Annotated in this window: 23 protein-coding genes; 9 read left to right on the top strand and 14 right to left on the bottom strand. The window is 66.2% G+C overall.

The annotated features are described in order from the left end of the window. Positions 1 to 189 (bottom strand): hypothetical protein (locus AC07Z7_RS16325; RefSeq protein ID WP_494766904.1); only part of this gene is annotated, 189 nt, incomplete at its 3' end. An 80-nt stretch (positions 190 to 269) separates the two neighbouring features. Between AC07Z7_RS16325 and AC07Z7_RS16320 the strand changes: the two genes are divergently transcribed. Further along, positions 270 to 917 carry a DedA family protein gene (locus AC07Z7_RS16320; RefSeq protein WP_094285715.1) on the top strand — a complete coding sequence of 216 codons (648 nt, stop codon included), beginning with the start codon at positions 270 to 272 and terminating at the stop codon, positions 915 to 917. A gap of 101 nt (positions 918 to 1,018) precedes the next feature. Here AC07Z7_RS16320 and AC07Z7_RS16315 read toward each other — a convergent pair whose 3' ends face one another. Then, positions 1,019 to 1,258, bottom strand: coding sequence for a YMGG-like glycine zipper-containing protein (locus AC07Z7_RS16315; protein WP_094285717.1), 240 nt, complete (start codon positions 1,256 to 1,258; stop codon positions 1,019 to 1,021). Between the two features lie 260 nt (positions 1,259 to 1,518). Here AC07Z7_RS16315 and AC07Z7_RS16310 point away from each other — a divergent pair, with 260 nt between their 5' ends. Then, positions 1,519 to 3,099, top strand: a complete 1,581-nt coding sequence (locus AC07Z7_RS16310; RefSeq protein WP_494766902.1) for a methyl-accepting chemotaxis protein — start codon at positions 1,519 to 1,521, stop codon at positions 3,097 to 3,099. Positions 3,100 to 3,150: 51 nt separating this feature from the next. Here AC07Z7_RS16310 and AC07Z7_RS16305 read toward each other — a convergent pair whose 3' ends face one another. The 3 genes from AC07Z7_RS16305 to tsaE form a co-directional block, all read right to left on the bottom strand. Further along, positions 3,151 to 3,483, bottom strand: coding sequence for a cupin domain-containing protein (locus tag AC07Z7_RS16305; RefSeq protein WP_094285721.1), 333 nt, complete (start codon positions 3,481 to 3,483; stop codon positions 3,151 to 3,153). 195 nt (positions 3,484 to 3,678) lie between these two features. Next, positions 3,679 to 5,142 (bottom strand): N-acetylmuramoyl-L-alanine amidase, encoded by a 1,464-nt coding sequence (locus tag AC07Z7_RS16300; RefSeq protein ID WP_494766901.1) that lies wholly within the window; start codon positions 5,140 to 5,142, stop codon positions 3,679 to 3,681. A gap of 6 nt (positions 5,143 to 5,148) precedes the next feature. Continuing rightward, on the bottom strand, positions 5,149 to 5,667 hold the full coding sequence (gene tsaE, locus AC07Z7_RS16295; protein WP_494766900.1) for a tRNA (adenosine(37)-N6)-threonylcarbamoyltransferase complex ATPase subunit type 1 TsaE: 519 nt from the start codon (positions 5,665 to 5,667) through the stop codon (positions 5,149 to 5,151). A gap of 12 nt (positions 5,668 to 5,679) precedes the next feature. Here tsaE and queG point away from each other — a divergent pair, with 12 nt between their 5' ends. Beyond that, positions 5,680 to 6,726: a tRNA epoxyqueuosine(34) reductase QueG gene (gene queG / locus AC07Z7_RS16290; protein WP_094285727.1), complete on the top strand. Its 1,047-nt coding sequence runs from the start codon at positions 5,680 to 5,682 to the stop codon at positions 6,724 to 6,726. Between the two features lie 82 nt (positions 6,727 to 6,808). On the opposite strand, the gene AC07Z7_RS16285 is transcribed toward queG, so the two are convergent. Together AC07Z7_RS16285 and AC07Z7_RS16280 are read right to left on the bottom strand one after the other, a co-directional pair. Further along, positions 6,809 to 7,495, bottom strand: coding sequence for a GDSL-type esterase/lipase family protein (locus AC07Z7_RS16285; protein ID WP_494766899.1), 687 nt, complete (start codon positions 7,493 to 7,495; stop codon positions 6,809 to 6,811). Next, positions 7,492 to 8,397 carry an AEC family transporter gene (locus AC07Z7_RS16280; protein WP_063462097.1) on the bottom strand — a complete coding sequence of 302 codons (906 nt, stop codon included), beginning with the start codon at positions 8,395 to 8,397 and terminating at the stop codon, positions 7,492 to 7,494. Before AC07Z7_RS16280 ends, AC07Z7_RS16285 begins: the two co-directional genes overlap by 4 nt. 214 nt (positions 8,398 to 8,611) lie before the next feature. Between AC07Z7_RS16280 and AC07Z7_RS16275 the strand changes: the two genes are divergently transcribed. The 3 genes from AC07Z7_RS16275 to AC07Z7_RS16265 all read left to right on the top strand — a co-directional run bounded on the left by AC07Z7_RS16275 (position 8,612) and on the right by AC07Z7_RS16265 (position 11,583). After that, positions 8,612 to 9,577, top strand: a complete 966-nt coding sequence (locus AC07Z7_RS16275; RefSeq protein ID WP_094285731.1) for a tripartite tricarboxylate transporter substrate binding protein BugE — start codon at positions 8,612 to 8,614, stop codon at positions 9,575 to 9,577. 76 nt (positions 9,578 to 9,653) lie between these two features. Next, complete coding sequence (xerD, locus tag AC07Z7_RS16270) at positions 9,654 to 10,553, top strand: site-specific tyrosine recombinase XerD (protein ID WP_094285733.1); 900 nt, start codon at positions 9,654 to 9,656, stop codon at positions 10,551 to 10,553. A 64-nt stretch (positions 10,554 to 10,617) separates the two neighbouring features. Continuing rightward, the gene (locus tag AC07Z7_RS16265; protein ID WP_094285735.1) at positions 10,618 to 11,583 is read left to right on the top strand and encodes a Bug family tripartite tricarboxylate transporter substrate binding protein; all 966 of its coding nucleotides are present in this window, start codon (positions 10,618 to 10,620) and stop codon (positions 11,581 to 11,583) included. A 92-nt stretch (positions 11,584 to 11,675) separates the two neighbouring features. On the opposite strand, the gene AC07Z7_RS16260 is transcribed toward AC07Z7_RS16265, so the two are convergent. From AC07Z7_RS16260 to AC07Z7_RS16250, 3 genes are all read right to left on the bottom strand, one after another. Continuing rightward, a complete protein-coding gene (locus tag AC07Z7_RS16260) occupies positions 11,676 to 12,956 on the bottom strand; it encodes an EAL and HDOD domain-containing protein (RefSeq protein WP_494766898.1) in 1,281 nt (426 codons plus the stop codon). A gap of 104 nt (positions 12,957 to 13,060) precedes the next feature. Next, on the bottom strand, positions 13,061 to 14,329 hold the full coding sequence (locus AC07Z7_RS16255) for an EAL and HDOD domain-containing protein (protein WP_094285739.1): 1,269 nt from the start codon (positions 14,327 to 14,329) through the stop codon (positions 13,061 to 13,063). Between the two features lie 103 nt (positions 14,330 to 14,432). Then, positions 14,433 to 15,236, bottom strand: coding sequence for a ferritin-like domain-containing protein (locus AC07Z7_RS16250; RefSeq protein ID WP_494766897.1), 804 nt, complete (start codon positions 15,234 to 15,236; stop codon positions 14,433 to 14,435). Positions 15,237 to 15,350: 114 nt separating this feature from the next. Here AC07Z7_RS16250 and AC07Z7_RS16245 point away from each other — a divergent pair, with 114 nt between their 5' ends. The 3 genes from AC07Z7_RS16245 to AC07Z7_RS16235 all read left to right on the top strand — a co-directional run bounded on the left by AC07Z7_RS16245 (position 15,351) and on the right by AC07Z7_RS16235 (position 17,654). Beyond that, positions 15,351 to 15,875 carry a gamma carbonic anhydrase family protein gene (locus tag AC07Z7_RS16245; protein ID WP_494766896.1) on the top strand — a complete coding sequence of 175 codons (525 nt, stop codon included), beginning with the start codon at positions 15,351 to 15,353 and terminating at the stop codon, positions 15,873 to 15,875. Between the two features lie 48 nt (positions 15,876 to 15,923). Next, a complete protein-coding gene (gene hslO / locus AC07Z7_RS16240) occupies positions 15,924 to 16,916 on the top strand; it encodes an Hsp33 family molecular chaperone HslO (RefSeq protein ID WP_494766895.1) in 993 nt (330 codons plus the stop codon). Positions 16,917 to 17,141: 225 nt separating this feature from the next. After that, positions 17,142 to 17,654, top strand: a complete 513-nt coding sequence (locus AC07Z7_RS16235; protein ID WP_494766894.1) for a CZB domain-containing protein — start codon at positions 17,142 to 17,144, stop codon at positions 17,652 to 17,654. 19 nt (positions 17,655 to 17,673) lie between these two features. Here AC07Z7_RS16235 and AC07Z7_RS16230 read toward each other — a convergent pair whose 3' ends face one another. The 4 genes from AC07Z7_RS16230 to AC07Z7_RS16215 all read right to left on the bottom strand — a co-directional run bounded on the left by AC07Z7_RS16230 (position 17,674) and on the right by AC07Z7_RS16215 (position 20,477). Next, on the bottom strand, positions 17,674 to 18,192 hold the full coding sequence (locus tag AC07Z7_RS16230) for a hypothetical protein (protein WP_494766893.1): 519 nt from the start codon (positions 18,190 to 18,192) through the stop codon (positions 17,674 to 17,676). 68 nt (positions 18,193 to 18,260) lie between these two features. Next, positions 18,261 to 18,539 (bottom strand): septum formation initiator family protein, encoded by a 279-nt coding sequence (locus AC07Z7_RS16225; protein WP_063462085.1) that lies wholly within the window; start codon positions 18,537 to 18,539, stop codon positions 18,261 to 18,263. Between the two features lie 176 nt (positions 18,540 to 18,715). Further along, positions 18,716 to 20,002, bottom strand: a complete 1,287-nt coding sequence (gene eno / locus AC07Z7_RS16220) for a phosphopyruvate hydratase (protein WP_094285751.1) — start codon at positions 20,000 to 20,002, stop codon at positions 18,716 to 18,718. 184 nt (positions 20,003 to 20,186) lie between these two features. Next, positions 20,187 to 20,477, bottom strand: coding sequence for a DUF1330 domain-containing protein (locus AC07Z7_RS16215; protein ID WP_056640013.1), 291 nt, complete (start codon positions 20,475 to 20,477; stop codon positions 20,187 to 20,189). Positions 20,478 to 20,480: the final 3 nt, after the last annotated feature.

The raw sequence follows: 20,480 nt of genomic DNA, 5'->3' as shown, positions 1-20,480 counted from the left end.
GTCTACCAGCTCGCGCACCACGGAGGCGGGGCGTTCCACCACCTCACCGGCGGCAATCTGGCTGATCAGCTCGTCGGGCAGGTCGCGGATGGGGCGGCGGTGGGGTGCGGGGGCCGGTGCGGGCTGTGCCGCTGCGAGGGGGGATGGTACGTCGTTCACCCGGGGCATTTTAGGGCGGGGTGCGTGCATGGGTATCGGTGCGTGTGCCGCAGGCCGATAGGGATAATGCCGCAACTTTTTTAACGTCCGGTGCCCCCACCGGCCTGCCCATGGAACTGGTCACCTTCCTCATCGACTTCATCCTGCATGTCGATAAGTACCTTGAGATGTTTGTGCAGAACTACGGCGCGTGGGTGTATGCGCTGTTGTTCCTGATCGTGTTTGTGGAGACGGGCGTGGTGGTGATGCCGTTTTTGCCCGGCGACTCCCTGCTGTTCATCGTGGGGGCGCTGTGTGGCGCTGGCATGATGAGTTTTCCGCTGGCCTGCGCGATCCTGGTGGTGGCGGCCATCCTGGGTGACCAGTGCAACTATTCGATTGGCCGCTTTTTTGGCCCCAAGGTCTTCCAGTGGGAGGACTCGCGCTGGTTCAACCGCCGTGCGTTCGACCAGGCACACAACTTCTACGAAAAATACGGCGGCATCACCATCGTGCTGGCGCGTTTCATGCCATTCATCCGCACCTTTGCGCCCTTTGTGGCGGGGGTGGCCGAAATGAGCCGCGCCAAATTCAGCGCCTACAACGTGGGCGGCGCGCTGGTGTGGGTGCTGGGCATTTGCACGGCCGGGTACTTCTTCGGCAACCTGCCCTTTGTACGGGAGCACCTGGACAAGATCATCTGGGCGCTGATTTTTGTGCCGGGCCTGATCGCCATCTTTGGCGCCTGGCGGGCGGGGCGCCAGGCCAAGATCGCCTGACAGGCTATTTGGTTGCTATCAAAAATAGAGCTGCTTGCGCATGATGGATGCGCGCAAGCAGCTTCTTTTACTTGCATTTTGGGGCTTATCCCCACTCCGCATCAACGGCGGCGGTAGCGGCGCTGGTCCCGGTCTTCGCCGATCTCGTGGCCAATGAGCGCACCGGCCGCTGCGCCGCCGATGGTGCCCACCGGGCCCCCGAAAATCGCGTGACCGGCCACGCCGCCAACAACAGCGCCCACGCCGGTGCCCACCTGGGCGCGTGATGGGTTGGACGCACAGCCTCCCAGCGCGAGGGCGGCAGTGCAGGTGCTTGCAAGAAGGATGTGGCGGAGTTTCATGGCATAGGTCCTTGAAGAAGGGGCAGGCCGTGCAGCCCGCCATCGCTGGCCCGTGATGCAGGGCCTGTGCCTCGACTATGGGCGCGGGGGCCGGGTGCGGGTGTAGGCCGCCTGGGGTGCCGGTTGTAGGACAGATGGCCTTTTCTTGCGGTGCTGCGGGGGCTTCCCTAAGGGTTTACGTGGCACTGGCGGCTGTTGCCAACCGCGTGGCGCAGGCAGATCATTTCCTGTGCATACACATTCTTACAAGGAGGCACCCCATGGACCCACAAGCACAGCAGGCGAGCCGGGGAGGGCTGGGCACCCAGCTCACGGTAGCGCAGCAGATCGGGCTGATCGTGGGGGTGGCCATTCTGGCGCTGGTGGTGGTGCTGGGGCTGAGCCTGGTGCGCGTGCAGCACCTGGGCGCCACGGTGGACCGGCTGGCCAACGAACAGGTCGAACGGCTGCAGCTGGCACTGCGCTGGCGCAGCAATATCGCGGTCAACTCCACGCGCGTGTTTTCCATCGTCCAGTCCGAGGGCGATGACCTGCAGAACTACTTCAAGGACATGGTGGCCGCGACCACGGCCGACACCAGCAAGGTGCAAAAGCGCTACACCGAGCTGGAGAACAGCCCCGAGGGCCTGCGCATCCAGGAAGAACTGGCGGCGGTGCGCAAGCCCTACCTGGAGGTGCGCGACAAGGCGCTGGCGCTGAAGAAGGCGGGCGACATGGCGCAGGCCAAGAGTTTTGCGCTGGGCAGCTTTGCCCCGGTGGTGGACCAGTACAACGCGGTGGCCGACAAGATGGTGGCCTACCAGGTGCAGCGTTCGGCGGAGCAGGCGGGCGAGGCGGCGGGGCTGATCCAGTCCTACCGCACCACCGTGCTGGTGGCGGGCGTGGCGGGCCTGGCGCTGCTGGTGCTGCTGTCGTGGGTGGTGGTGCAGCGCATCCGCCGCTCGCTGGCTGAGGTGGCCCAGGTGGCCCAGCGCATCGGCGAGGGCGACCTGTCACAACCCATCCACGCCCAGGGGCGCGGTGAGGTGGCGCAGATGATGCGCGCAATGGAAGGCATGCAGACCTCGCTGGTGCGCATCGTGGGCGATGTGCGCCACAGCAGCGACAGCATTGCCACCGGCTCCAGCGAAATCGCCACCGGCAATGCCGACCTGAGCCAGCGCACGGAAGAGCAGGCCAGCAACCTGCAACAGACGGCGGCGTCGATGGAGCAGATCACCAGCACCGTGAAGAACAACTCCGACACCGCGCAGCGCGCGGCTGCGCTGGCGGGCTCGGCATCGGCAGCGGCCGTGAAGGGCGGCGAGGTGGTGGGCCAGGTGGTGGCCACCATGCAGGACATTGCGGCGGCGTCCAAAAAGATCACCGACATCATTGCGGTGATCGACGGCATTGCGTTCCAGACCAACATCCTGGCGTTGAACGCGGCCGTGGAGGCCGCCCGCGCGGGCGAGCAGGGCCGGGGCTTTGCCGTGGTGGCCAGCGAGGTGCGCAGCCTCGCGCAACGTTCAGCCTCTGCCGCCAAGGAGATCAAGACCCTCATCGGCGCGAGCGTGGAGAAAGTGGACAACGGCGCCCAGCTGGTGAGCAACGCGGGCCAGAGCATGGAGGACATCGTCACCCAGGTCAAACGTGTGAGCGACCTGATCGGCGAGATATCCAGCGCCACCAGCGAGCAGACCATCGGCATCAGCCAGGTGGGCGAGGCCGTGACGCAGCTCGACCAGGTCACCCAGCAGAACGCCGCGCTGGTGGAGCAGAGCGCGGCGGCGGCCGACAGCCTCAAGCACCAGGCGGCCAAGCTGGCCCAGATCGTGAGCGTTTTCCGGCTGGGGCAGTGAGCGGGCTGCGGCCGAAGGGCCGGTGCTGCGGGCGCGGCGGGGCTCGCCCCTTCAGCCCGCCTGCAGGCACAGCGTGACCAGCAGCGAGGCGGGCTGCACCGCCTTGAGTGCGTGCAGCGCGCGCGGCGCCAGGTGCACAAAGTCGCCGGGGTGCAGCTGCTGCACGGCGCCGTCGCTGGCAAATTCAACCACCCCTTCGATGCACTGCACGGTGGCTTCGCCCGGCGTCTGGTGCTCCTTCATGGACTTGCCAACGGGCAGCACCACCCGCATGACTTCGAGCTGGCCGGCTTTGAGGATGGCAGTGGTCGGGGTGTCGGGCAGGCGCTCGCCCAGGGGTCGTACGCTGACGATTTGGCCGGATTGGGCGTGGGGCAGGGCCATGGCGGTTCTCCTTCCTGTCTTGCCCCGGCGCATCGACGGCACGGCGAAGGTGCCGGGCGAAATGCCCGTGCGACGGAGGGGCTGTGCAGCCTACTTTGCCCGCTCTTGGCAGGTGGCGCAAGGCCGGGGAATCACCGGGTGGGCCGGTGCTGCGCCCCTTGTTGGCGTGTCATCCCGATGCACCGGCAACGCGCCTTATACCGACCGGCTGCGTGCCAGCGGCGGGTTCTTGGCGAAGTAGCGCGTGATGCCGCGCATCAGCGCATCGGCCAGCTGCTCCTGGTAGGCGCTGCTGCGCAGGCGCTTTTCTTCTTCAGGGTTGCTGATGAAGGCGGTTTCCACCAGCACGCTGGGGATGTCGGGCGCCTTCAGCACCGCAAAACCGGCCTGCTCCACGCGCGGTTTGTGCAGCTTGGCCATGCCACCAATCTCGCCCAGCAGCACGGAGCCGAGCTTGAGGCTGTCGTTGATCTGTGCGGTGGTGCTCATGTCCAGCAGCGCGCGTTGCACATGCTGGTCTTTGGACTGCACGTTGATGCCACCCACCAGGTCGGCCTGGTTCTCCTTGTTGGCCAGCCAGCGCGCGGCCGTGCTGGAGGCGCCGCCCTGGCTCAGCGCGAACACGCTGGCGCCGCGCGCGGCGGGGGTGGTGAAGGCGTCGGCGTGGATGGAGACGAACAGGTCGGCCTGCACGCGCCGGGCCTTTTGCACGCGGGTGCCCAGGGGCACGAAGTAGTCGCCGTCGCGCGTGAGGTAGGCGCGCATGGGGTTGCCCCCCACGGTGGTGGCGTTGATGCGGTCGCGCAGCAGGTAGGCCACGCGCAGCACCACGTCTTTTTCGCGCGTGCCTGCGGGGCCGATGGCGCCGGGGTCTTCGCCGCCGTGGCCTGGGTCCAGCGCCACGATGATGATGCGGTCGGTCTGGGTGGCGGTGGCACGGTTGCCGGTGCGAGGCGATTCGGCCTGTGCGGGGGCGGCCGCTATGGCAGGCGGCGGCGCATCCGCAGGTGCGGGTGCCGGGCCGGGGCGCTGGGCCCGCTGGGCGATCAGGTCACCCAGGGGGTCGTGTTCGGCCGACGGGTTGGCGGCTGCAGCGGGCGCGCCGGGGCGCGTGGCGGCCGTGGGGATGGGGGCCAAGGGGGCAGGCTTGTCTGCAGAGGGCGCATCACGCAGGCGCTCGGCAATCAGCGCCTCCAGTGGGTCCACCGGTGCGGCGGGGTACAGGTCGAACACCAGCCGGTGCTGGTAGGCGGCCACGGGCGGCAGGGTAAAGACCTGGGGCAGGGCGGCCTGCTTCAGGTCCACCACCAGGCGCACCACGCCGGGCGCGTTCTGGCCCACGCGGATGCCTGCGATGTTGGGGTCGTCGGGCTTGACCTTGGCCACCAGCTCGCGCAGCGCGGGGCTGAGGTCGATGCCTTCGATGTCCACCGCCAGGCGCGGTGGGGTGGTCACAAAAAACTGCTTGGCCACCAGCGCGCCATCGGACTCGATGGTCACGCGCGAATACTCGGGGGCGGGCCACACGCGCACGGCCAGGATGGTGGCACCACGCGCAATCTGCTGCGTGCCCAGCAGCAATACCAGCGAGCCCATCTGCAGCACGGCGCGACGCGAGGGCAGTGTAGCGGGGTGGGCGGGTGTGTGGGGCTGGTTCACGGTGCGTCAGAGTCCTTGCAGCATGGCGCGCCCGGCAGGGGTGGGGGCGTGCAGAGTGACCTTCCTTTCGGTGTCATCGATTGCTTCAATGTGGATAGCAAGGTCCGCAGGCGGGGTAAGCGCTGCAGCCTTTTCCGGCCATTCTGCCACCTTGAGGCCCGGGTTGGCAAAAATGTCCCTGAAACCCGCGTCCTCCCACTCGCGCGGGTCGTCGAAGCGGTAGAAGTCGAAGTGCCAGATCGAGAGGTTGGGCGCCTCGTGCGGCTCGACCACCGCATAGGTGGGGCTCTTGATGCGGCCCTGCACGCCCAGGGCGCGCAGCAGGTGGCGCACCAGGGTGGTTTTGCCCGCGCCCAGGTCGCCATGCAGGGTGAGGAAGGCGTTGGCCAGCAGCGGCTGCGCTGCCAGCTGGCGTGCAAAGGCCTCGGTGTCGGCCTCGCTGTGCCAGATGAAATGGCGTGTAGCTTCGGCAGGGGCATCGGCGCCGCTTTCTACAATCTGGCCGGTATGTGGTGCAACAGTCAACTCGTTCCTCAAATGCAGGAGTGGGCCCGCGAGCTGGGATTTTCCCAAATCGGCGTGGCGGGGGTGGACTTGTCTGCCGCCGAGCCCGGGCTTTCGGCCTGGCTGGCGCAGGGTTTTCATGGCGAGATGCATTACATGGCAGCTCACGGCATGAAGCGCGCGCGCCCCGCCGAGCTGGTGCCCGGCACCGTGAGCGTGATCACGGCGCGCATGGATTATTTGCCGCGCGATACGGCCATGGATGCACCCGAAGGCTGGCAGGCGGCAGAACTCTCGCGCCTCACGCGCCCGCAAGAGGGCATTGTCTCGGTCTACGCCCGGGGGCGCGACTACCACAAGGTGCTGCGTGCCCGGCTGCAAAAACTCAGCGACCGCATTGCCGAGGCCATTGGCCCGTTTGGCCACCGCGTGTTCACCGACTCCGCCCCGGTGCTGGAGGCGGAGCTGGCTGCGCGCAGCGGCCAGGGCTGGCGCGGCAAGCACACGCTGGTGCTCAACCGCGAGGCGGGGTCGATGTTCTTTTTGGGCGAGATCTACGTGGACATGGCGCTGCCCGAGAGTGCGCCCGTCACCGCCCACTGCGGCAGCTGCAGTGCCTGCATCGACGTGTGCCCCACGCAGGCCATCATCGCGCCGCACCGCATCGACGCGCGGCGCTGCATCTCGTACCTCACCATCGAGCATGCGGGACCGATCCCGCTGGAGCTGCGCCCGCTGCTGGGCAACCGCATCTACGGCTGCGACGATTGCCAGCTCATCTGCCCCTGGAACAAGTTCGCGCAGGTCAGCCGCCTGCCCGACTTCGACGAGCGCAAGGGCCTGTCGGGCCAGCAACTCGTGCATTTGTTTGCGTGGGACGAGGCCACCTTTTTGCGCATGACCGAGGGCGGTCCCATCCGCCGCATCGGGCACGAGCGCTGGCTGCGCAATGTGGCGGTGGCGCTGGGCAATGCGCTGCGCGCCACGGGCGATGCCACGCTGCGCACCGCGCTGCAGTCGCGCGCGCAGGACGAGAGCGCCCTGGTGCGCGAGCATGTGGCCTGGGCGCTGGAAATATGAATAAAAACCGGCCTCTCCGCCCAATGGATATGCGCTTTAAGCTATCAAAATAATAGCTATCGGAATGTAGAGCCCTGCGGTACTACTGCACCAGCAACCCGGTGGTTTTGAGGGTCTCCACCAGCCCCTGCGCAAACTGCTCGTAGCCCGCCGCATTGGCATGGATCTGGTCGGACCGCAGCCGGTCTTGCGCCAGCACACCCGACCAGCCTTTGCTGTGCAGGGGAATCTTCAACTCCTCCGCCACCTCTTCGTACAGCGCGTGGTCACTGAGTTTGCCCACAGTGGCCATCAGCGACAGCTCGGGCACGGCCACCAGCAGCACCTGGGCGCCGCTGGCGCGTGCGTCGGCACAAATACGCTGCACGTTGGTGCGGGTGGTGGCGCTGCTCTGGCGGCGCAGAAAGTCGTTGCCGCCGATGCTCACAATGACCAGCGCTGGCTGGTGTTGCTGCAGCAGACTTGGCAGGCGGTCGAGTGCCTGGGCCGAGGTGTCGCCCGACACACCGCCATTGATCACCTTCCAGCCCGTCAGGCGCTGCAGCACGGCGGGGTAGGCGGTGTCGGCCGATGCGCCCACGCCCGAGGTCAGCGAGTCGCCCAGCGCCAGCACCGTGGCACCGGCGGGCAGCGCCTGCGCGCGGGGCGGCTTGCGCCCGCAGGCGGCCAGCGGCACAAGGGCGATGGCCGCCAGACTCGCCACCAGTGTGCGGCGCCGTGCCAAGTCTGTATGGGTGGAGCGCAGGTCAGGATTCAGAAGATCGGTCATCGCAGAAACCCCAGGGCAAACGGCAGGCTCACCACGCCCAGCAACGTGGACAACGTCACCAGCCCCGCCACATAGGGCCCGTTGTAGCCCATGCGGGCGGCCAGCACATAGCAGGTCGATGCCGTGGGCAGGGCCGAGAAGGCCAGCAGCACGGTGGTTTGCACCGGGTCCAGCCCAAACAGCCGGGCCAGCGCGAAGGCCAGCAGGGGCTGCACCAGGTGGCGGATGGACAGCACCGCCACGCTCAGCGCCTTGCCGCGCGTGAGCAGGCCAAACTGCAGGCCGGCACCGGCGGCCATCAGCCCGAGGGCCAGCGATGCGGCGCTGATGCGGCTGACCGTGGGTACGGCCCACTCGGGGATCTGGAAGCCCAGCAGGTTGGCCGCCAGGCCCGACCCTGTGGCAATGATCAGCGGGTTGCGCACCAGCTCGCGCGCAAAACTGTGCTGGCCCTGCCGCGCCATGGGCCACACGGCCGCCACGTTGAACAGCGGCACACACACACCAATCAGCACGGCAATCATCAACAGGCCCTGCGTGCCCGCCAGCCGCTCGGCAATCGCCAGGCCAATGAAGGAATTGAAGCGGAACGCCACCTGCGCGCTGGCCGCATGGTCGCGCGCATCGATGCGTTTGCCCAGCCACGGCCAGTGCGGCAGGCTGTAGGCCAGCGCAATGCCGATCACACCCGACAACATGCCCGCGCCGATCAGCCCCGACGCGGCGCTGATGTCCACGGGGCTCTTGACGATGGACTGGAACAGCAGCACCGGGAAGAGCAGGTAGTACACCAGGCTTTCCACTGGCTGCCAGACCGAGCGGTTGAGGGCGGTGTAGCGGCAGATGAGATAGCCGCAGAGGATGAGGGAGAAGTCGGGGAGCAGGAGCTGGGCGTAGTTCACGCTGCCGAGAATACTTGATCGTGATTTGCGCAAAACAGGGTTCAGGCAAGCGGTTCACCCCTAGGCGAGGCGGCTGTTGCATCCCGATTTGCGTAAGTCCTACTGATCCCCGGCAAGGCCTTGGGGTTAGCCCTTATGTGGAATCCGCAGGGCGCCAACGCGGCGGTTGCGCATACCATCGGCGCTGTTTGTTACCCGCACGAAGGAGAACTCCATGCATCGTCGTCAATGGCTTGCGCTGACCGTACTGGCTGCCGCAGCAGGCACCGCTGCCGCCCAAGGCTATCCCAACAAGGTGATCAAGCTGCAGGTGCCGTTTGCACCCGGTGGCACCACCGACATCATTGCGCGCGTGATCGCCGACCCGCTGGGCAAGGCCCTGGGCCAGAGCGTGATCGTGGAGAACAAGGCCGGTGGCGGCGGCATCGTGGGCGCGGCCGAAACGGCCCGCTCTGCCCCCGACGGCTATACGCTGGGCGTGGCCACCGTGTCCACCACGGCCGCCAATCCGGCCATCAACCCCAAGACGCCGTACAACCCGCTGACGGACTTCACGCCCATCATCAACATCGCGGCCACCCCCAACATCATTGCGGTGCACCCCAGCTTTCCGGCCAAGGACTACAAGGCGTTCGTGGCAGAGGTCAAGAAGTCGCCGGGCAAGTACTCGTATGCCTCGTCCGGCACGGGCGGCATCGGCCACTTGCAGATGGAGCTGTACAAGAACCTCTCGGGCACCTTTGTGACCCACATCCCCTACCGCGGCGCGGGCCCGGCCCTGAACGACACGGTGGCGGGCCAGGTGCCCATGATTTTTGACAACCTGCCTTCGGCCCTGCCTTTCATCAAGGAAAACCGCCTGGTGCCCATCGTGGTGGCTGCGCCGCAGCGCGTGGCGGCCCTGCCCAATGTGCCCACGTTCAAGGAGCTGGGCCTGGAGCCGGTGAACCGCATGGCCTACTACGGCATCCTGGGCCCCAAGGGCCTGCCCAAGGACGTGGTGGACAAGATCAACGCCGCCGTGCGCACGGCACTGCAAGACCCGGCCGTGAAAAAGCGCATCGAGGACACCGGCTCCCTCGTGATCGGCAACACGCCCGAGCAGTTTGCCGAGCAGATCAAGGCAGAGTTCTCTGTCTACAAGGACGTGGTGGTCAAGCAGAAGCTGACGCTCGAATAAGCGCTGCACACTCCATCCATCACTTCGAAAAGCCGCCCTTCGCCCGGGCGGCTTTTTTACGTGCTATCGTTTTTGCATGCTTGCCTCCAGCCTGAACGCGATCGATGCCTTTGTGGATGCCCTGTGGCTGGAGGACGGCCTCTCGCGCAACACGCTGGCGGCCTATCGGCGCGACCTGACGCTGTACGCGCAGTGGCTCGCGGCCCAGCAGCCTGCACTGGCGCTGGACGATACGGCCGAACTGCACCTCAACGCCTACTTTGCGGCCCGCCATGCACAAACCCGCGCCACCTCGGCCAACCGGCGTCTCACGGTGCTGCGCCGCTACTTCCACTGGGCGCTGCGCGAGCGGCGCATCACCGCCGACCCCACGCTGCGGCTGCAGGCGGCGCGCCAGCCCCTGCGTGTGCCCAAGACCTTGTCGCAGGCGCAGGTGGAAGCGCTGCTCAACGCGCCCGATCTGGGCAACCCCCTGGGCCTGCGTGACCGCACCATGCTGGAGCTGATGTACGCCAGCGGCCTGCGCGTGACCGAGCTGGTCACGCTCAAGACCTTCCAGCTCGGGCTGAACGAAGGCGTGCTGCGGGTGATGGGCAAGGGCAGCAAGGAGCGCCTGGTGCCGTTTGGCGATGAGGCGCGTTCCTGGCTGGAGCGCTACCTGCACGAGGCGCGCGGCGCCATCCTGGGCGGGCAGCAGACCGATGACCTGTTTGTGACCCAGCGCGGCAGCGGAATGACGCGGGCGATGTTCTGGGTCATCGTGAAAAAATGGGCGCAGGTCGCAGGCATCACCGTGCCGCTGTCCCCGCACACGCTGCGCCACGCATTTGCCACCCACCTGCTCAACCATGGCGCCGACCTGCGCGTGGTGCAGCTGTTGCTGGGCCACGCCGACATCTCCACCACCACCATCTACACCCATGTGGCGCGCGAGCGGCTCAAGTCGCTGCATGCGCAGCACCATCCGCGTGGATAGCGTGGGTGGGTTGCCCTGGCGCCCGTTGATGGATCGACTCCCCCATTCACCCAAGGAAACTCCCATGAAAAAACTATTTGTCGGCGCGTTGCTGCTGAGCTCGGTCACCCTGGCCGTGGCGCAAGCCTGGCCCACGGCCAAACCCATTCGCATCGTGGTGGCCTACCCCGCTGGCGGCGTGAGCGACAACGTGGCGCGTGCCCTGGCTGACAAGCTGGCTGTGCAGCTGGGCACGCCGGTGGTCATCGAGAACAAGGCCGGGGCCAGTGGCAGCCTGGGCGTGGATGCCGTCGCCAAGGCGGCGCCCGACGGCTACACCCTGGGCTTTGCGGCGGTGAGCCCACTGGCGCTGAACCCACACCTGGGCAAGTCGCCGTTCGACCCGCAGAAGGACATTGCCCCGGTGGTGAGCGTGATGTATTCGCCCGTGCTGCTGCTGGGCACGTCCGCCAGCAAGGCTGCAGATTTCAAGGACTTGCTGGCCACCGCGCAGGCGAAGCCCGGGGCCGTGCGCTGGGCGACCTCGGGGCAGGCGTCGCTGGGCCACATCATGCTAGAGCAGATCGCTGGCAAGAGCCAGGTGCAGATCACGCACGTGCCCTACAAGGGCGGTGGCCAGCAGATGAACGACGCGCTGGGCGGGCAGTACGAGGTGCTGTCCACCAATGCGGGCCCTGCCGTGCTGCAGCACATCAAGGCGGGCAAGCTCAAGCCGCTGGCGGTCGGGGCGCCTGCACGGCTTGATTCGCTGCCCCAGGTGCCCACGCTGGCCGAGCTGGGGCAGCCTGCTGCCAACCTGTCATCGCTGTTCGGCATCTATGCGCCCGCGCAGACGCCCGTGGCGGTGATCGATCGCATCAATGCTGAAGTGAACAAGGCACTCGCCCAGCCCGATATCCGCAGCAAGCTGGAAGCCACCGACAACGTGCCCACCGGCGGCACTGCGGCAGAATTTGCGCGCCAGATCGCGCAGGAATCGGAGAACAATGCCCGCATCATCCGTGCGGCGGGGATACAGGCCAGTAACTGATACACGCTTCCCTGAACAAAAAAGGGCCCTGAATGAGCAGGGCCCTTTTTGCTTGGGGAGGCTGCGGCAAATACGCACCGCAGGCAGGGGTGTTACTCCTCGTTGAGGCTTTCCGCCCAGGTCAGCGCCTGCAGGTGGGCCCAGTTGACCTGGCGGTTGGACAGGTGCAGCGCATCGGCGTTCTTGGCAAAGGCCACTTCGTCGCCGGTTTCGCAGGCCTTGGTCAGCTCCAGGAAGGGCGCGAACACGCCGGTGCCGCGTAGCAGGGCGTCCATCACGGGCTCGGGCAGGGCCACGGATTCGAGGGCTTTTTCGAGCGGCACGCCGAGCATGGTGTCCAGCAGCGAGAACACGCCCACCACAAAGGCGTTGTCGCATTCTTCCGGTGGCAGCAGCTCGGCCGCCAGCAGCTCCATCAGGCGGCCACGCACCACGGCGGTCTGGCCTACGGCGGGTGGGGCGCCGCCCGCGCGCGAGGTGGTCATCAAGAGGGCTGCCCAGCGGAACAGCTTCTTCAGGCCCAGGATCATCACCGCATGGCGGAACGAGGTGATCTCGCACGACAAGCCGAAACCCGAGGAGTTGATGAAACGCAGCAGGTTGAAAGACAGCGTGGGGTCTTTCTTGAGCAGGTCTTCGATCTCGGCCGTGCTGGCCTGTTTGCGCACCAGGTTGATGAGCTGGATGATGGTGGCCTGCGAAGGCCGGATGGTGGTGGCCTTGACCAGCGAGGGCAGGGCGAACCAGTAGCCCTGGAACAGCTTCACGCCCAGGCTCTTCATCAGCTCGTACTGCTCGGCAGTCTCGACCTTTTCGGCCACCAGTGTGGCCTTGCTGTGGGTGGTGGCAAATTTGACCAGTGGTGCGGCCAGTTCGGGCTTGAAGGCCTGCATGTCCAGCTTGATGAAGGCTGCCAGGGGCAGCCAGCTGGTGTAGGCGCGCTTGAGGGCCTGCTGGTCAAACGCCAGGCGGAAGCCGCGCGTGCGCAGCGCCTCCAGCGTGGGCAGGCGGCCTTCGATTTCCTCCGGCGTGGCGCCGTCAGGGAGAGGCGGTATTTCCAGCACCACCTTTTCGGGGTGGATCAGCTCCAGGTGGCCGCCCGAGAGGCTGTCGTGTGTGCAGTTGATGAACACCGTTTTTTTGCCCACCAGCGCCTCGGTGCCTGCGTACGACAGGGCGTTGAACAGCAGGGCGGCGTCGCTGGCAGCGGTGTGCGAGTCGGAGGCCGTGGAGCGGTCGAACAGCTCATAGCCATAGACCGCGCGGCTTTCGTCCACGATGGCCTGGCGGGCGATGATGGCGAGGTTCTCGTCCACCGGCTCCACCGCTGGGGATGCAGCGTCCGGGGTGTCTTGTTCAGGTGTGCTCGACATGGGGTCTGCTGTAGTGAAAGGCTAGTTCCTGGCGATTCTAGACCCCCGTGGCCCTGGCGCGAACCAATGGGTGGTAGCAGGCTGGGCTGCTGCCAGTGGCCAGGTCAGTCGCCCAGATGGTCCGCCCAGGCCAGCGCCTGCAGGTGGGCAAAGTTGATCTGCTGGCTGGTCAGGTGCAGCAGCCCGGCCGTGCGGTCGAAGACGGCATCGTCGCTCGACTCGCAAGCCTCGGCCAGCGTGAGCAGGTCGCCCAGGAAGCCTTCGCGGCGCAGCAGGGCCGCCGCTACGGGCTCGGGCACGTTCAACAGGCCCAGGGCAGATTCCATGGGCATGGAGAGCATCACGTCGAGCAGCGAGAAGATGCCCACCACAAAGGCCTGGTCGGCTTCTTCGGGGGGCAGGGTCTCCAGCGCCAGCAGCTCCATGAGTCGGCCCCGCACCACGGCGGTCTGACCCACGGACGAGGGCGTGCCCCCGGCGCGCGAGGCCGTGAGCAGCAGCGCCGCCCAGCGGAACAGCTTTTTCAGGCCCATGAGCATCACCGCCTGGCGGAAAGAGGTGACCTCGCGCGACAGGCCGAAGCCCGCCGAATTGATCAGGCGCATGAGGTTGAAGGCCAGGCCCGCGTCCTTCTTGAGGGTTTCCTCGATGTCGTCGGTGCTGGCCTGTTTGCGCACCTGGTTGATGAGTTCGATGATGCTGGCCTGCGAGGGGGCGAGCAGCTTGGCCTCGACCAGGGAGGGGCGTGCGAACCAGTAGCCCTGGAACATCTGCACGCCCTGGCTGGACACCATGTCGTACTGCTGGGCGGTCTCGACCTTTTCGGCGATCAGCTCGGCTTGCGAGTGGCGCCCCGCGTAGCTGATGAGCACCGCCAGCTGATCCGGCGCCAGCACGGACAGGTCGAGCTTGATGTAGTCGGCCAGTGGCAGCCAGGGCGCGTAGGCCGACTGCAGCACGGTGTGGTTGAACGCCAGGTGAAAACCCCGCTCGCGCAGCCCGGCCAGGATGGGCATGCGGGTGGCGACTTCTTCGGCAGCGGCATGGCCCAGGGGGGGGATTTCCAGCACCACCTTGTCGGGGTCCACCAGCTCCAGGTGGCCGCCCGAGAGGCTTTCGTGCGTGCAATTCACAAAGATGAGCTTTTTGCCCACCAGCTCTTCGGTGCCCGCATGCGATAGCGCTGTGAAGACCAGGATCACATCGGTGGCCGCCGTGTGCGCCGCGCCGCTGCGCGAGCGGTTGAACAGCTCATAGCCCACCACCACCTGCTGCGCGTTCACGATGGCCTGCCGCGCAATCATGGCGACCGAGGACTGGTTGCCGGGGGGCGGGGGCGTGAGGGAGAGCCCGGGTGTGGTGGGTGAAGTCATGGTGGGAGTATGGAAGAAAGAGGGGGCTGGTGCCAGCGGTGGCCTATGGCGGCCTGCGCAGTGAATTTTAGAAGCCCGTGCCGGGCCGGCTGTAACCAGAAGATCAGAGCTGCTGCAGCCAGCGCAGTTCGTTGTCGGTAAAACCGGCCTTGCGGCGGGCGGTTTCGTTGAACGGGGGCTTCAGGCGCGGGGCCTCGTATTGTGCGACCAGGGTGCCGTAGTGGGTTTCGGGGTCGTGCCCCGCACGTTCACACAGCCAGCGGTACCAGTGGTTCCCGATGGCCACATGGCCGACCTCGTCGCGCAGGATGGTGTCCAGAATGGCCACGGCGGCGAGCGCATCGGGCGTGCCCACCTGGCGCAGCTTGGCCTGGATCTGGGGCGTGGCGTCCAGCCCCCGGGCCTCCAGCGTGCGCGGCACCAGGGCCATGCGGGCCAGGATGTCGTGGCTGGTTTTCTCGCACATGGTCCACAGGCCCTGGTGGGCCGGGAAATCGCCGTAGTCATGCCCCTGGCTGCGCAGGTGGTCACGCAGCAGGCGGAAATGCTGCGCCTCTTCGGCAGCTACCAGCATCCAGTCGAGGTAGTACTCGCGCGGCATGCCACCAAAGCGCCAGACGGCGTCGAGCGCCAGGTTGATGGCGTTGAACTCGATGTGGGCAATCGCGTGGATGAGTACCGCGCGGCCTGCGGGTGTGGCGGGGGAGCGCCGCGCCACATCCGTGTGGCGCCGCAGTTCTGGCCGCGCGGGGCGGCCGGGCAGATCGTGCATGCCGTCGGGCGGGGTAGGGGTGGTTTCTGCTATTGAAAGCGTAGCTGCCTGGGTATACAGGTCAAGCACAGCGGCCGCTTTTTGTTCAGGGTCTGCGAGGCACAAAACCTGCAGTGCACGTTGGCGAAGCTCCATCCTTACAATTCTAGGCCGTTGCCAACGGTGCCCGCAGCTACGGGGCGCCGCCGGTTGGCAGTTCCCTCATTCCAAAATGCGGGCCCCGATGCCTGCCCCCACGGAGACTTTTGCATGGCGATTTACGAACTCGATGGCGTGGCGCCCCAGGTGCCCGCATCGGCCTGGGTGGCCGACAGCGCCCAGGTGATGGGCAACGTGGTGCTGGGCGAAGACGCCAGCGTGTGGTTTGGCACGGTGATCCGGGGTGATACAGAGAGCATCACCGTCGGTGCAGGCTCCAACATCCAGGACGCGAGCGTGCTGCACGCCGACATCGGCAAGCCCCTGGTGGTGGGCGAGCGGGTGACGGTGGGCCACCAGGTCATGCTGCATGGCTGCACCATTGGCGACGAATCGCTGATCGGTATTGGCGCCGTGGTGCTCAACGGCGCCAAGATCGGCAAGAACTGCCTGGTGGGCGCGGGTGCGCTGGTCACCGAAGGCAAGGAGTTCCCCGATGGCTCCATGATCATCGGCAGCCCGGCCAAGGCCGTGCGCGAACTCACGCCCGAGCAGATCGAAGGCCTGCGCCAGAGCGCCCAACATTACATCGACAACGCGCGCCGCTTCCAACGCGGCCTGCGCAAGATCGGCTGAGCACGGCATTGCCGCTGCCTGCCACCTTACTTTTCCTGGAACCCCTGCGTGTCTGAACTCCACAAGTTTCTTTTTGATGGCCTGCCCGTGCGCGGCATGATCGTGCGCCTGACCGATGCCTGGACCGAAATCCTGCGGCGCCGCGCCAGCAACACCGGCACGGGCGCTTACCCCGCACCTGTGAGCGAGCTGCTGGGCGAGATGGCGGCGGCCGGTGTGCTGATGCAGTCCAACATCAAGTTCAACGGCGCGCTGGTGCTGCAGGTGTTTGGCGACGGTCCGGTCAAGCTGGCCGTGACCGAAGTGCAATCCGACCTGAGCCTGCGCGCCACCGCCACGGTGAATGGCGAGGTGCCATCGGACGCGAAGCTGAGCCAGATGGTCAATGCGGGCGGCGGCGGCCGCTGCGCCATCACGCTCGACCCCAAGGACCGCCACCCCGGCCAGCAGCCCTACCAGGGCGTGGTGCCGCTGCATGGCGACCACCATGAAAAGCTGGAACGTCTGTCGGACGTGCTGCAGCACTACATGCTGCAGTCCGAGCAACTCGACACCATCCTGGTGCTGGGCGCGAACGACCAGGTGGCCGCAGGCCTGCTGATCCAGCGCATGCCCATCAAGGGCGAGGGCAACCTGGCTGCGGGCCTCTCACACCGCGAGAACGAAGACCAGATCGGCCACAACGAGGACTACAACCGCATTGCGCACCTGGCAGCCAGCCTGACGCGCGAAGAGCTGCTGACGCTGGATGTGGACACGATCCTGCGCCGCCTGTTCTGGGAGGAAAAGCTGCTGCGCTTCGAGCCGCAGCAGGGCGCCAGCGGCCCGCGGTTTGCCTGTACCTGCAGCCGCGAGCGCGTCAGCAACATGCTGCGCAACCTGGGCGCCGAAGAGGCTGAGAGCATCCTGGCCGAGCGCGATGACATCGAGGTGGGCTGCGAGTTCTGCGGCCAGCAGTACCGGTTTGATGCGGTGGATGCCGCGCAGATTTTTGTCTCGCCCGCCGCCAGCCAGCCGCCGGGGCCCACAGGCATCCAGTAAGTCCCAGGGGCAGTCAAACAGCCTTCTGCAAGTGTGCAGAGGCCGCCTGCAGGGTCCTTGCATGGCTGACCATCGTTGACATTCGATTTTTCCATCCCCGCCTAAGATTCATGGGCCATCGCGCGGCGCCTGTTCCGGCTGCAGCGCGGGGCAGGGGCGCCGCGTGCGCTGTGGCAGCGGCATATCGCCGCTGATGAATCTGAGAAAACCTGTTCCGAGGGTGTCATGGAGTTACTGCGTCGCTTTCTGGGAGTCCGCCGTGCCGTTCCGGCTGTTGCTGCCGCACCCGCCCAGGTGCTGTTCGACAGCGCCGCAGCGCTCGACTCGCGCCGTGGCGACAGCCTGCTGGCCACCCTGGACATCGACGCCGCCATCAACGCCCATGAACGCTGGAAAGCCCGCCTGATGGACTACCTGGAGGGCCGCACCACCGTCGGGCTGGACCCGGCCCTGATACGCCGTGTGGACCACAGCGTGCTGGGCCGCTGGCTGCAGGGCGTGGGGGGCGAGGTGCTGGGCGACCAACCCGCGTTTCCGTTGCTGGTGGCGCGCTATCAGTATTTCCATGAGCAGGCCGCCATCCTGGTCGAGCTGGCCCAGCAAGGCGAATGGGACAAAGCGGTGCAGGTGCTCAACGGCGGCTACCGCTATGGCTCCAGCCAGGTGGTGCTGCTGATGAAGGAAATGCAGCGCGGGCTGGTGCGCTCACTGGCAGAGGACGGGATCAACGCCCGCTGAGGGCTGAGGGCCTGAAGGATCAGTCCGGGCGGGCTTGCCGCTGGTCCACCAGGGAGGTGAACAGGCGGTGTTCGCAGACAGGGTCGCTGCATTTTTCGCAGTTCCAGGCGCGCAGCCGCTGAGCGCGCATCCCGTTTTCTACGTCAAATACCCCTTCTCCGTCTATTTGGAAAGCATTTGATGCTATAAATTTAATAGCATTTAGTGCATTGACAACCCGCGTGCGATCCTGCCCGTAGATCACCCGATAGGTCACGCCAGCAAGCTGCAGGGCCCCGCGCAGCTGCGCGTCGAAGGCTTCCTGGATAGCGCGGTCTTCGGCTGGGCAGGGCAGGTCCAGGCCCATCAGCAACGTGAGTGTGGCTGCGGGCAGCGCGGGTTGCGCCTGTGGCGGGGCGGCCAGCACGGCTGGCACCACCACAATCTGCGCCGATTCAGGCGGGATGCGCGCCCGCAGCGCCCGGGCCAGTGCCTCGGCGCCCGTGTGTGGGGCACCCAACAAGGCAATCGAGGGCAAGAGGGCGGGGGGCGTGGGCACGGACAGCGGAGCGCGAGGAGGCGGGCTTGGCAGCCAGTGCCGCGCTGGAAAAAAGACGGTTCAGCCGCTCAGCGGGGCGTGAACTGCACGTAGACCTCGTTGGGCCGGACCATGCCCAATTCGCTGCGCGCTTTTTCTTCCACCATGTCCAGCCCCTCCTTGAGGTCGTGGACCTCGGAGGTCAGGCGGGCATTGATCTGGCGGGCATGGTCATTGGCCGCCTTTTGGGCATCAATCTGCCGCTGCATCTCGTTCACGCGCGGCACGCTGCCCCGCCCCAGCCAGAGCTGGGCGTGCAGCGCCCCCAACAAGGCCAGCAGGATGACGGGGACGATGCGGGAGACCATGGTGGCGGTTCAGTCCCTTGCGCGGTGCTGCGCCACCGGGCCGTCAGCACCGGGCCATGCCTGTGTTCTGGGCGCGCTGCACGCCAGTGCACCCGTGGAACCGGCTTGGCCGGGACACCGGGTGTGTCCCCCTCCCGCAAGAGAGGGGGGCGACGCGAAGCGGCTCAGGGGGAGCTTCATTTCAGGTTATAGAACGCAGCGCGGCCTGGGTACTGTGCGATGTCGCCCAGGTCTTCCTCGATGCGCAGCAGCTGGTTGTACTTGGCGATGCGGTCCGAGCGGCTCAGCGAGCCGGTCTTGATCTGACCTGCGTTGGTGCCCACCGAGATGTCGGCAATGGTGCTGTCTTCGGTTTCGCCCGAGCGGTGCGAGATCACGGCGGTGTAGCCCGCGCGCTTGGCCATCTCGATGGCGGCGAAGGTTTCGGTCAGCGTGCCGATCTGGTTGATCTTGATGAGGATCGAGTTGGCAATGCGCTTGTCGATGCCTTCCTTCAGGATCTTGGTGTTGGTCACGAACAGGTCGTCGCCCACCAGCTGCACCTTGTCGCCCAGGCGTTCGGTCAGGTGCTTCCAGCCGTCCCAGTCGCCTTCGTGCATGCCGTCTTCGATGCTGATGATGGGGTACTTGTCCACCCACGCGGCCAGCATGTCGGTCCATTGCTGGGCGGTGAGCTTCAGGCCGCCTTCGCCTTCCAGCACGTAGTGGCCGTCCTTGTAGAACTCGCTGGCGGCGCAGTCGAGGCCCAGGGCGATCTGCTCGCCGGCCGTGTAGCCCGCCGCTTCGATGGCTTGCAGGATGAGGCGGATGGCCGCTTCGTGGTTCTCGACGCTGGGGGCAAAGCCGCCTTCGTCGCCCACGGCGGTGCTCATGCCCTTGTCGTGGATGATCTTCTTGAGCGCGTGGAACACTTCGGCACCCCAGCGCACGGCTTCGCGGAAGGTGGGGGCGCCCACGGGGATGATCATGAACTCTTGCAGGTCCAGGCTGTTGTTGGCGTGTGCGCCGCCGTTGATCACGTTCATCATGGGCACGGGCAATTGCACGCTGCCCATGCCGCCGAGGTAGCGGTACAGGGGCAGGCCGGATTCTTCGGCGGCGGCGCGGGCCACGGCCATCGACACGGCCAGCATGGCGTTGGCGCCCAGGCGGCTCTTGTTCTCGGTGCCGTCGAGGTCGATAAGGGTTTTGTCCAGGAAGGCCTGCTCGGAGGCATCCAGGCCCAGCACGGCTTCGCTGATCTCGGTGTTGATGTGCTCCACGGCCTTGAGCACGCCTTTGCCCAGGTAGCGGCTTTTGTCGCCGTCGCGCATTTCAATGGCTTCGCGGCTGCCGGTGGAGGCACCCGAGGGCACGGCGGCGCGGCCCATCACGCCCGATTCCAGCAGCACGTCGCATTCGACGGTGGGGTTGCCGCGGCTGTCCAGTACTTCGCGGCCTACGATGTCAACAATGGCACTCATGATTTTCCTTGAGGTTTTTGAAATTCATTCAGACGGGCGGACGGGCTTTGCGTGTTCAGGCCAAATGGAAAAATGGCCGTTCGGGCGCGTCTGTAGTCATTTTATGCTACTGATTTGATAGTGGAATCAGTCTGCAGGTACGAACCGGGTACAACCCGACCAGCGTGAGCAAGTCATCGCTTTCTCAGACGCCTTCGACACACACCATGCGCATGATGGCCGCGCCTTCACGGGCGGCCTTGGCTTTCTGGTACTCGGGGGTGTCGTAGAAGGCGCGCGCGGCCTCGAAGCTCGGGAACTTGAGCAGCACGGTACGGCCGGGGTTCCAGTCGCCTTCCAGCACTTCCACCTTGCCGCCGCGAATGCACACCTCTGCACCATGCGCCTGCATGGCCAGCGTGCTCCACTTTTTGTACTCTTCGTACTGCTCAGGGTTGGTGACGGTGACGGATGCGATGACGTAACCACTGCTCATGTC

The sequence above is a fragment of the Acidovorax sp. GW101-11A03 genome (assembly GCF_059424825.1).
This window is presented reverse-complemented; position numbering and strand designations above follow the sequence as displayed.

Coding starts and splice junctions, on each gene's coding strand:
- AC07Z7_RS16215 (WP_056640013.1), bottom strand. CDS start 20,477: ATGAGCAGTGGTTACGTCATCGCATCCGTCACCGTCACCAACCCTGAG.
- AC07Z7_RS16305 (WP_094285721.1), bottom strand. CDS start 3,483: ATGGCCCTGCCCCACGCCCAATCCGGCCAAATCGTCAGCGTACGACCC.
- AC07Z7_RS16285 (WP_494766899.1), bottom strand. CDS start 7,495: ATGACCGATCTTCTGAATCCTGACCTGCGCTCCACCCATACAGACTTG.
- AC07Z7_RS16225 (WP_063462085.1), bottom strand. CDS start 18,539: ATGGTCTCCCGCATCGTCCCCGTCATCCTGCTGGCCTTGTTGGGGGCG.
- AC07Z7_RS16250 (WP_494766897.1), bottom strand. CDS start 15,236: ATGGAGCTTCGCCAACGTGCACTGCAGGTTTTGTGCCTCGCAGACCCT.
- AC07Z7_RS16265 (WP_094285735.1), top strand. CDS start 10,618: ATGAAAAAACTATTTGTCGGCGCGTTGCTGCTGAGCTCGGTCACCCTG.
- AC07Z7_RS16320 (WP_094285715.1), top strand. CDS start 270: ATGGAACTGGTCACCTTCCTCATCGACTTCATCCTGCATGTCGATAAG.
- AC07Z7_RS16260 (WP_494766898.1), bottom strand. CDS start 12,956: ATGTCGAGCACACCTGAACAAGACACCCCGGACGCTGCATCCCCAGCG.
- AC07Z7_RS16245 (WP_494766896.1), top strand. CDS start 15,351: ATGGCGATTTACGAACTCGATGGCGTGGCGCCCCAGGTGCCCGCATCG.
- AC07Z7_RS16255 (WP_094285739.1), bottom strand. CDS start 14,329: ATGACTTCACCCACCACACCCGGGCTCTCCCTCACGCCCCCGCCCCCC.
- AC07Z7_RS16275 (WP_094285731.1), top strand. CDS start 8,612: ATGCATCGTCGTCAATGGCTTGCGCTGACCGTACTGGCTGCCGCAGCA.
- AC07Z7_RS16235 (WP_494766894.1), top strand. CDS start 17,142: ATGGAGTTACTGCGTCGCTTTCTGGGAGTCCGCCGTGCCGTTCCGGCT.
- queG (WP_094285727.1), top strand. CDS start 5,680: ATGCAGGAGTGGGCCCGCGAGCTGGGATTTTCCCAAATCGGCGTGGCG.
- AC07Z7_RS16310 (WP_494766902.1), top strand. CDS start 1,519: ATGGACCCACAAGCACAGCAGGCGAGCCGGGGAGGGCTGGGCACCCAG.
- xerD (WP_094285733.1), top strand. CDS start 9,654: ATGCTTGCCTCCAGCCTGAACGCGATCGATGCCTTTGTGGATGCCCTG.
- eno (WP_094285751.1), bottom strand. CDS start 20,002: ATGAGTGCCATTGTTGACATCGTAGGCCGCGAAGTACTGGACAGCCGC.
- AC07Z7_RS16315 (WP_094285717.1), bottom strand. CDS start 1,258: ATGAAACTCCGCCACATCCTTCTTGCAAGCACCTGCACTGCCGCCCTC.